This window comes from Photorhabdus temperata, assembly GCF_025384845.1.
GTDB lineage: Bacteria > Pseudomonadota > Gammaproteobacteria > Enterobacterales > Enterobacteriaceae > Photorhabdus > Photorhabdus temperata.
This window is the reverse complement of sequence record NZ_JAJAFX010000086.1, coordinates 1-10,808: the sequence shown is the minus strand read 5'-3', so window position 1 is coordinate 10,808 and position 10,808 is coordinate 1. Positions and strand designations below refer to the sequence as shown.

Annotated in this window: 7 protein-coding genes and 3 pseudogenes; 4 read left to right on the top strand and 6 right to left on the bottom strand. The window is 40.6% G+C overall.

Features of this window, described 5'->3' with window-relative positions; translation table 11 throughout:
- Nucleotides 1–128, top strand: a pseudogene (locus LGZ99_RS22310) (IS200/IS605 family transposase); the annotation flags it as partial.
- A gap of 138 nt (nt 129–266) precedes the next feature.
- On the opposite strand, the gene LGZ99_RS22305 reads toward LGZ99_RS22310, so the two are convergent.
- The 3 genes from LGZ99_RS22305 to phoP form a co-directional block, all read right to left on the bottom strand.
- On the bottom strand, nt 267–1,388 hold the full coding sequence (locus LGZ99_RS22305; protein WP_021324598.1) for a ribosomal protein uL16 3-hydroxylase: 1,122 nt from the start codon (nt 1,386–1,388) through the stop codon (nt 267–269).
- A 146-nt stretch (nt 1,389–1,534) separates the two neighbouring features.
- Nucleotides 1,535–2,998, bottom strand: coding sequence for a two-component system sensor histidine kinase PhoQ (phoQ, locus tag LGZ99_RS22300; protein WP_021324597.1), 1,464 nt, complete (start codon nt 2,996–2,998; stop codon nt 1,535–1,537).
- Between the two features lie 19 nt (nt 2,999–3,017).
- Nucleotides 3,018–3,686 (bottom strand): two-component system response regulator PhoP, encoded by a 669-nt coding sequence (gene phoP / locus LGZ99_RS22295; RefSeq protein WP_021324596.1) that lies wholly within the window; start codon nt 3,684–3,686, stop codon nt 3,018–3,020.
- Between the two features lie 582 nt (nt 3,687–4,268).
- On the opposite strand from phoP, the pseudogene LGZ99_RS22290 reads away from it, so the two are divergent.
- Nucleotides 4,269–5,468: pseudogene (locus LGZ99_RS22290) on the top strand (filamentous hemagglutinin N-terminal domain-containing protein); the annotation flags it as partial.
- Between the two features lie 627 nt (nt 5,469–6,095).
- Here LGZ99_RS22290 and LGZ99_RS22285 read toward each other — a convergent pair.
- From LGZ99_RS22285 to LGZ99_RS22275, 3 genes are all read right to left on the bottom strand, one after another.
- Nucleotides 6,096–6,989 carry a hypothetical protein gene (locus LGZ99_RS22285; protein WP_021324595.1) on the bottom strand — a complete coding sequence of 298 codons (894 nt, stop codon included), beginning with the start codon at nt 6,987–6,989 and terminating at the stop codon, nt 6,096–6,098.
- 344 nt (nt 6,990–7,333) lie between these two features.
- Nucleotides 7,334–8,026, bottom strand: coding sequence for a transposase (locus LGZ99_RS22280; protein WP_262979630.1), 693 nt, complete (start codon nt 8,024–8,026; stop codon nt 7,334–7,336).
- A gap of 6 nt (nt 8,027–8,032) precedes the next feature.
- Entirely contained in the window at nt 8,033–8,389 is a 357-nt protein-coding gene (locus LGZ99_RS22275; protein WP_262979629.1) for a transposase, read from the bottom strand.
- A gap of 109 nt (nt 8,390–8,498) precedes the next feature.
- Between LGZ99_RS22275 and cdiI the strand changes: the two are divergent.
- Both cdiI and LGZ99_RS22265 read left to right on the top strand, forming a co-directional pair.
- A pseudogene (gene cdiI / locus LGZ99_RS22270) lies at nt 8,499–8,711 on the top strand (ribonuclease toxin immunity protein CdiI); the annotation flags it as partial.
- A 1,555-nt stretch (nt 8,712–10,266) separates the two neighbouring features.
- On the top strand, nt 10,267–10,808 hold a 542-nt coding region (locus tag LGZ99_RS22265), incomplete at its 3' end, for an Rpn family recombination-promoting nuclease/putative transposase (protein WP_262979628.1).

Genomic DNA, 10,808 nt, shown 5'->3' with positions numbered 1-10,808 from the left:
GCTAACTTCAATGCAAAAATACAAAATTAATTGTTCACGACATGCCGCCTTTCTTTTGCATGTACATCTTGTGTTTGTGACCAAATACCGTAGAAAGATTCTTGGCGAGCGGACACTATGCCGCCTTTCTACGTGGAGGTGACCTGGCTGATAAATATGCCAGTCACTGCCTCTTAATCGGAAGATCTGATTAAAAGGCAGTGAGGTAATAACTGGGTGAGAAGTGACACAGAATTATTTAAAGGGTCACCTTTTGTGATGATACATTAATCATTAAAGTACCAGTAGCCACTGTTTACCAATGCAGTGAGCAGGCTGATAAAACGCACATCATCTATCGCTTCACCCAGCATTTCTGCATTAATCTCATAATAGTGGCAAAGAATATCAGCTGCTTTAATATGAGGTGTATCTATTAATTCACCATTCACAAAGCACTGATCACCAATTCTTATAACCCGTAGTCCGTTAAGGCGGTGGAGATTTTCACCTTGTTTCATTAATTCATAAATTTCATCATTTTCATAGGGCGGCTCTGGTGGGGCAATATCAAGCTCATGCCGGGACTGAGAGATGAACTCGCCAAACCATTGTTGGAAAGTTTCAGGTTGTGCCAATAATTCGTTCATCATTGTGTGTAATGCGGATAGTTCATGTTGCTGGACCAGTGCCGGGTTTTCGCGGAAAGTCAGATCAGGATCGCTATAGCGATAACTGCCTAAATCATTAGCCAGCACATAATCGGCAAAACTACTGAACAGTTCGCGGGAATTGGGCGCGCGAAAACCAACTGAATAATTCAGTGAGTCTTCAGTAGCATAACCTTCATGCGGAAACCCGGGTGGAATATAGAGAATATCACCGGGTTCCATCTCTTCATCAATAATGGCGTTAAATGGATCGACCTGTAACAGATCGGGATGAGGGCAGCGCTGTTTCATGGGGAGCTTTTCTCCAACGCACCAACGACGGCGACCCATTCCTTGAATGATAAACACATCATATTGGTCGAGATGTGGGCCAACACCCCCACCGGGAACAGAGAAGGAAACCATGAGATCGTCCATTCGCCAGTCAGATAACACGCGGAATGGCTGCATTAATGCCGCGGAAGGATGATGCCAGTGATTAACCGCTTGTACCAGCAGTGACCAATCCTGTTCACCTAAATGATCGTAACTTTCGAATGGACCATGAGAGACATCCCAACGGCCATTTTTCTGGCTGACTAGACGGCAGTCAACTTCATTCTCCATAGCCAGACCTGCCAACTCATCGGGAGTAAGTGGATCAATGAATTGACGGAAGCCTTGTTTAATCAGTAAAGGGCGTTTTTGCCAGTGATTTTGCAAAAACGCCTGCCAGTCCAGATTCAACTGATAGTCCATAGTGACATCCTGAGTGTGAAATGAGTTTCAGGATATTATAACGAATTAGTTGAATTGAGTATCAGACTGCGCAGGCATATTTAGCAAAAATAGCCGTAAACCTTCGTCCGATGTGGAAGGAGGTATAAGAGCAGAGAACAGTCTACTTAATCGTCATCATTAATTTGCTGACACCGGAATATGACGCAAATTCTGGCGCCGCCGAGTGGGCTGTCACTGATACTAATATCACCGGTATATTGTTCAATAATTTCAGAAGCAATTGACAACCCAAGCCCCTGACCAGGCTGTAAGGTATCGACGCGTTGGCCCCGTTGGAAAATCATTTCCCGTTTGTCAATTGGAACGCCTGGGCCGTCGTCGTCGACAATAATCATCACCGAATCGTGATCAACAGTGACTGAGATTTCGACAAATTTAAGGCAATATTTACAGGCATTTTCCAGCACATTACCCATGACTTCCATAAAATCATTTTTTTCACCAAGCCAGGTGATCTCCGGCGATACATCTAACGTGAGGCTGACCCCTTTACGTTGATAGACTTTTGTTAAAGCGCTGCACAGGCTATCCAATAAAGCAGGAACGGAAGAGACTTTCCGCATAATAGTACTGTGTTCGCTGCGCATACTGGCCCGATGCAGGTAATAGCCTATTTGCTGAGAAATACGGCTGATTTGCTCAAGCATGATGGGTTCGGCCTGTTGAATCGTCATTTGCTTACTGTTGCGTAAAGAACGCAGGGTTGATTGCAAAACAGCCAGTGGGGTTTTCAGGCTGTGTGTCAGATCAGCCAGCGTTGTCCGGTATTTTGTATAGCGGTTGCGTTCATTATTGAGCAACACATTAAGGTTACGCACTAATCCCCGCAGCTCGGTCGGTGGGTTTTCATCCAGTTTTTCCCGTTCACCTTTCTCCAGCGAACTGACCTGATGAATCAGCGACTTAATCGGTCGTAAACTCCAGTGTGCCGCCAGCCAGATTAAAGGGATGACCAGAATCAGGTTGGCAATCAATACATAGCCGAACCATTCCCACACCATAACCGTTTTTTGTAAATCCTGTGGAATAGTATCAATGACGACAATGGTCAACGCCGGCAGATGATCTGTCGCACTGTATTTGTTAACAGAAACGGAGTGGGTCAGCTCATTGTCTTCATTTTCGTCGAGAACGTTAAGTTTACCTAATTGTCCTTGCATATTGTCCGAGTCTTTTAACAAGTCCCGGCTGTTTTTCAGGTCAGTATCCAGATCATACAAACCATCTTCCTTCAACCATTCACTTGGAATCGAGTTCTCTACTTTCGGGAGATGACGTTGACGCCAGAGGATCGTCCCTTTGTTGTTATAAATCAGAACCAGTGATGGGTTGTTCAGTGTGAAATTGGGAGGGACTGAAATATCCAGTTTATTGTTATTCCACTGGGCAAGACTAAAAAACAGGTTACTCTGACTGCGTAGCAGAGTATAAGCGGTTTTATCAAAACTGACCAGATAACCGACAATGGCAACAATACCGTAAGACATTGTCAGAGCCAGAATAACGGCAGCAGTCGCCATTAAAAACCGGGTACGGAGTGAGAAAGGTTTCTTTTTGTGTTTCAGCACGGTTTTACCCAGCAAAATTTTATACATCAAATCGATAGCCTTGACCACGGACAGTCACGATAGCTTCATAAGGCCATATATCTTGTATTTTCTTTCTTAACCGACCGATTAAGACATCAATGGAATGGCCTTCGCGTAGTTCAGCATCGGGATATAACTGGCGCATTAATGCATCTTTAGTAACCACTTTGTCACTATTGCACATCAGTATTTCAATAATCCGGTATTCAAACGCTGTTAGTTTGACATTTTCCCCATAAACCGTTAATTCCTTGCGTGACAGATCAATTCTGAAGGGGGGAAACTCAATAACCTGAGAAACCAATCCATTATTACGGCGCTGAAGTGCCTGCATCCGGGCAATAATTTCTTCAAGATGAAATGGCTTAGTGACATAATCATCGGCCCCGGCATCAAGGACTGTGACTTTTTCCTGCCAGCTTTCACGGGCTGTCAGAACAAGAATGGGGAGTTTTTCATCTTTCTGGCGCCAGCGACGGATCAAACTCAAACCATCTTCTCCGGGCAAACCAAGATCAACAATAGCAATATCTGGTTCGCTTTCTGCCAGATAGTAATCGGCTTCTTTGGCATTTGCCGCAGCATCAACCAGATGGCCTGTATCACGAAGCTGTACTGTCAAATGATGACGCAGCAGCATGTTGTCTTCAACGATCAATATCCGCATGGAATATTCCTTCTAAAACTCCAACGGGCAGTATTGTAATAATCAATTTATTCAAACTGTTATATAGACAAAACTGTCGGTAAAAAATTGCAATGCAATGGGTCTGGCTGAGTATGTTAGATATATGGATCTGTAACAGCAAGTCATCAAGTAGAAATATAGAATATAACTTCAATGTGTGTTTGGGATTGGTTTATAAAAGGGTAGAAACAGACGGATATTTCATCCATCTCAGGTTGTTGACCAACCTATTTAAAAACATTCCCAAATACATAAGCAGAATGCCACACACCTGCTGGATTGGGGATGTAATACCATTAAGAAACTGAAAGTACTTTTATTGACATAAAAAAGAGTATTTCCATCCTTATCGCCACTTCCTAGCATTTAATACATCGCATTCCCCATTATCAGGATTAAACAACCCGATCTTGATCACATTTCATACTATCCATTCAAGCAGACGATTAATCACGCATTAGAATAGTTTGCTTATGTCACTATCAAATTATCAATATTTTCTATGGAAAGATTACCGTTTTATCACCAAAGCCAAATTAACTTAAGAAAAGAGAAAGTACGATGGATCAACGCAACACCCCGGTGGTCAGGGCCACGAGTTATCTTTTAATTTACCTGACCGCCGTCTATCCCCTTCATCCCGCTATTGCGGCTGGGATAACGCCGGATAATAGCCAAACACAGGTACAAAATCAGGGTAATGTCCCGGTTGTCAATATCGCCACCCCGAATGACGCGGGGATATCCCACAACACCTATCAAGAGTTCAATGTTGCTGCTCAGGGGGCCGTGCTCAATAATGCCACTCAGGCGGCCCAATCACAGCTGGCCGGGCAACTTAACGCCAACCCGAACCTGAAAGGCAAAGCAGCGGAACTGATTATTAATGAAGTCACCGGCAACGGGCGCTCTGAGCTGCAAGGCCAGTTGGAAATTGTCGGCAATAAAGCCAATGTGATGATTGCCAACCCCAACGGCATTACCTGTGACGGCTGTGGTTTTATCAATACTGCCGGTGCCACCCTGACCACCGGGAAACCCCAGTTTGACAAACAAGGTGCGCTGGAAGCGTTAGAAGTTAAACAAGGCCAGATCACCATCGGCGGCAAAGGGCTGGATGGCAAGGCAACGGATTATGTCGATATCATCAGCCGGGCGACGGAATTAAATGGCAAGATTCAGGCCAACACCTTGTCACTGACGCAGGGCGCCAACCGCATCAGCTTAAAAGACGGCACGGTTAACTCTCTCACTGGAGAAGGCGCTAAACCGCAATTAGCCATTGATACCAAAGCGTTGGGCGGCATGTATGCCAATAAAATCCGGCTGGTTGCCACTGAAGATGGCGTTGGGGTTAATTTGAAAGAGTTAACCAGTGACCAGCGTGATATCACCTTAAACGCTAATGGCAAAATTGAATTAGGCAATACCAAAGCTAAAACCGACTTAAATATTATCGGCAAAGAAACTTATATTGCCCCCAATATTACCGTGCAAGCGGGACAAGATATTACTCTGGCAAACACGGCACTGGAAAATAAAGGCAGTGTAACCGCAGGCCGGGATATGCGGGTATTCGGTGACACCGTGCGCAATACCGGTGATAAAGCTTTACTGCAAGCCAACGATAATCTGTGGATACAGAAAGATGCGCAGGGGAATAAAGGTCAGTTAGTCGAGAATAGATCCGCGACGATAAAAACTGTAAAGGGGGATTTGGTTATCCGCACGCATAAATTGAATAACGTGCGCGATGTTTTCACCACCCAGTGGCATGAAAAGAAACCGGATTCACAAGCATTCACCGCTAATGTGCTTGGCAACAGTTGGAAAGATGATCCTAATCTGTTGATCATCATCAAGCCCTATCTGAACAATCCCCCGGCGGGAAAATGGTTCGGCCATGTCAACATTAAAGACAATCCCCAGGTCAATGACAGTCAAAAAACCTTAACCGTCACCGGGTCCAGCCCGGAAGCGCAAATACTGGCGGGTAATCACCTGTATTTAAACGGCGATCAGATTGTGAATGCCCAGAGTAAAATCGCGGCGAATAAAAATCTTATCATAACGGGAAACCGTTATCTCAATAGCAGTGTCTCCCTCGGCAACGAGAGCATAAAAATTTGTGGGGCACTTGAATTAGTTAGCGGTAAAATGAGCAACTCAACCGGACTATGGCCCATGAATACTTATACGTTAAAGTGGCTTCTTTAGCTGCTTTGCCACATAAATGCCCCACAATTTTTTATACTCCACATTTAGCAACACCAATAAGATTATAATAAAAATCATTTTTTCGTATTACAACAATATATGGAACTAAGAAGAAAGCCCCTTTGTATATATCATGCAAGATGGTTAAATAACCAGATTCAATATTCTATCTTAAAAATCTTGCAAAAATATGGCTCGATCAAATGGTGTTCGGTAAAGAGAATTTTGTTGATCTACTGTGGTAGCATCAGAAGACATACCATACATAATCCCAATCTGGCCTGACGCAAGATTTCCCGTCATAAGTGTGTTCATATTATATTGGCAAAGTTCTACCTTCCATTTATCTGCCACAGTGTTATACCACTCGATTATTAATGTGCCGTTATTTTCAGCAAGTAATCCAATACGCCAGCGAGACCAGGTATTTTTTGGCCATTCATAACTCAGTGCAACACCAGAAGGAGTACGACCTAATGTCGGTTGCCCGTTATAAATACCATCTATTTGTTTACCAACAAAATTAACTGATTGAATCAAATTAGCCTGAAGATTCCAAACCATGACATAAGGCGTGGCAGTATCAATCGAAGTACCCAGTGGAATGTTTGATGGCATCCATTGAGTCTTACCTTTATACCCCCCAGTCAAGTGAATCGCCATATAGCCGTAACCAATATTTCGATATGTACCGCTTACACTCGTTTTCTTGGATAACACACACACTGTAATTTCAGGATATGGATTACAAAATAAATCAAGCTCACAATAGCAATGTTTGGCATCAACAGGTGTATCTGTTGCAATCCCGAAACATTGACTACCATAACTGCTAGATTTAGACAAAGCTTGTGCCTTGAATGCTTTCCTTCCCCCAACACTGACGATATCCCAAGCGCTAGTCCCATAGGCTGAATCCTTAAACAACGCGCCAGCTCGCTGTGTTGTTGCATCTATCCACCGACTTTCAAGAGATAAATTCGGTTCCCATACCGTTATTGGAACGGAATTTGAATTAGATAAATCTTCAATTGAGCTTGGACGTTCATGTTGTTCTAATTTCATGGCTAAAATATCTCCTATAAAAATATAATTACACATTAATCTTGTATTTTACACCTTAGATCAAGTTTATCTTTAGTTCTTAAATAAAGCAAAATGCACAAAACTCAACAATATTAAACCCATTAATAAGTTATTAATATATAGCCTTGATTATACCCCACCAATAGCATTAATTTCTCTGTGCACCAGCATAGGTAATAAATATGAAAATATTAAAGCAAGATAATATTAACATCTCCATTGCCATATTTTAATTGTAAAAAACAAATTCAAACAACATGTTAAATCCTAATCACCCAAAAGGATATATATATAGGGGTTCTACGCCGGACAATGGCATTCGGTTAAACTCTTGCTGGGGCATCAAAAGAGTTCCATCGGGTTCTGGGACGCATAGATTTTCGTGGATAGTGCCTCCCAGGCCTCACCCGGTGAGTCATTCCGGCAAGTCCCTCTGAAAGAGCACAATAAAATGATTTTAAATGTTTTTTTATCCCCTGAATCAGCAAAGACAAGTGTCTTACTACGAGAAACAAACAGTTTTTGAAATTCAATTTCTGTTTATTTTCTCTGCTATCAATGCAGTCGCTATCGTTGCCTCTGTGATTAATATCATTTTCCGATATCCTTGTCAGGTTCAGTAATAATATATGCGCCTGGATTTCTTGTTTTACGCCTTTCTCACTCTGTGAATGGAAATCCTCAATGCAAAGGATTGACTTGGACAATTTATATAACTCTTCTATATTCCATCGATGGTGATATAAATCATGAAAAGCTTCGACTTCATAATATCCTCGTTCAACAAGAGTAGTGGCAAGAATATATTCACCATTTCGGTCAATATGCTTTATTAGTCTTAACGTTAAGCATGGGAATTCTGAAAGAAGGCTTCTCTTTCTAAGATCTGACTTTACCGCTTCCGATGGCGTATAACTAACAATAAGATCATCTGAATTACTGTCAGAAAAATCTCTAATAGTCTTATTCCTGTTTCCCTCCTGTACTCTGAATACGGCATTCAGATTGTTTTGCATTACTTATTATAACAAGTAATAGCTAAAATATCCCCGATCGAAGATCACGACAGCATTGCTATCCAAACACTGGAGATGCTTTTCGGCACAAGCCCTCTCATTGTTATGGTTAACAAAATCAACGTCATATATGATCGAATTCAATACATCATAGAGACAACTCATCATTGCATAGGGATAATGTCGTGATGTGTTTTTGGGTGTTTTATATCCATTTTCCAGCAACCCTCTGGGAATGTTTAATTTTGAGCCATCTATAGCAAACAGTCGATGTCCTTTCCATGTTTCGGGATGGGTATTATCTTCCCATACAGAAACGATATTTTTGTTTATGGTTTTTATTGCATCATCAGGTAATTTCATTCTGGCTTCGCACATTGATGAAGCAGAGACGGGCTTATGCTGAGGTAACGGTATTTTTTCATGAATGCACTCAGCCCATATTTCATTAATAATATAAGAGTATCCGTGGTTATTTTTCCCTGACATGAATAGTTATGATGAAGATGAACATTTTGAAGGTGTTCAGTTTACTGTTGGTTATCCGCCAACTGATGAGGATACGATAACAGTTAGTGAAGAAACCTGTTATCACTGTGTCAGATTAGCCTGTAAAAAGTATCTCGAGCTTCATCCAGAAGATGCGGATAAGGTTAATGAGCTACTGGCAAAAATTCCAAAATAAAGTCAATCCCCCCGATCATACGATCGGAGGGGAATTATTTTTATTAACTTTTAGAGCTGACACGCAAGTTCAATAATTAACTGATCATCTTTTCGGTTAAATCCATGCTTTGGCCGCTGAATTAGCTGCAATAACACCGGATAAAACATTCAACAACTTAATGAAAACTCAGGTAGTAAAACCATTCGATATAGAACAGGTGCCGTTATAACTGATTGACTGGATACATCCTATTTGGAATCCATTGAGAAATAGAATCGACAAAAGACGAGATTGAGTAATATTACTGCAATCCTCGGAATGAGAATCGTTTTACAGATTTATCATCTTTTTAACATGATGCAATTTCTCTTTTTACTTGTTTTCTCTTTTTTAGCGATCGGTAAGCCGCTTTTTTCGGTGATTAGTTAGCTAAGGGTAAAAAAACAGATGTTCATTAATACCAGATTTTGAAAAGGTAAAGAGTCACTAAAAACGGCTTATTCCCTGTTATGTTTAATGTATTCATCGACGATGCTATTTTCCGCTTATGTTACATTTAAATAACGTTTCATAATTCTGCTACACATGGCCTTATTCAACCCATTGTTATATATAATTATGAGTGGTATAAGATGTAGCGCTATTTTAGAATCTTATTTAACCATTAACTGAAAATTGAAAATAAATCAGCAAAAAAAGATATTATTCGGAAAAATAAATGGGTGTCTTTATACTACCAAGATATTTACGGATTGATTTACGAAGATAAAAGACTTATAAAAATTGTTCATAATTGTCAGTAAAACAGCGTCAGTAAAGATAAAGCGAGTATAATTAACATTGATTAAACGTAAAACACAATATACCATGATGATTAAACTTAATAAAAGCAGTAAAAAAATGACTAAAACCTTATTATACAAATTAAAACCAGAGGTTAAAAAATGGTTTTTAATAACAGTTTAAAACCTGCCTATCATAAATCCATCAGTGAAAATGAAAAAATAATCGGCTTTATTAATGCTTTATATACCCCGTAGAAAAGGATAAATAAAAACATGAATTGGTTAATCAGACAATCTATTTTCCAAAAGGAACCGACTTTAATAACGTTTTCAACCGGTGAATAAACTCTTTCATAAACCAGTTAAATAATCATTCATGAAAAATAGGAATAACAAAATCCGCATTAACCGAATACGAGCTGGATGACTTACAGCATTATTGTATTGAATTTGTTATACAACACTGCGATACATTAAATACGCCCATTTAAACTTGTTTTACACTATTTTAGCCTGTTAAATAGTATTGCTTAGGGTTTGATTTAAATCATGCTTTTTTTATACCTTAAATGTGATTTAACGCTAAAATAAATTTATGTCGTTATCTTTCCAAGCTTTTTTCAGAGTTTAAACTTTACCTAATTAACCTGAACTTCGCTTAAGAAGGAAATGAAAGTATCTGAGATACGATCAATGTTTTTGTCAAAGAAAACTCAAGACACTCCAATTCGCTCGGTTTCTTGCTTAATATTCCTTCAATATAAAAGAAAATGTGCTACCATTCACCGATGAAAAGAAAAAACACCCCAACGCCACATGATTCTGTTTTTAAAAAATTTTTAAGTCATATCGATACGGCCAGAGACTTCCTGGAGATTCATTTGCCTGCTAAATTACGGGCGGTTTGTGATCTGGATACATTGCGGTTGGAATCAGGATCGTTTATTGAAGACAATCTGCGGGCGCATTATTCCGACATTTTGTATTCATTGAAAACGGCGCAGGGTGACGGTTACGTGTATTGCGTGATCGAACACCAGAGTTCCCCGGACAAAATGATGGCATTTCGACTTATGCGCTACGGTATTTCAGCCATGCAGCGGCATCTGGAGCAGGGACATGAAAAATTGCCGCTGGTCATTCCGGTATTGTTTTATCACGGGAAAATACAGCCGTATCCCTGGAGTACCAATTGGCTCGACTGCTTTGATGATCCGGCTCTGGCGAAGGAAATTTATTCCGGTCCCTTCCCGCTGGTCGATGTGACGGTAATCCCCGACGATGAAATTCTGACGCATAAACGGGTCGCACTACTGGAAATAGTGCAAAA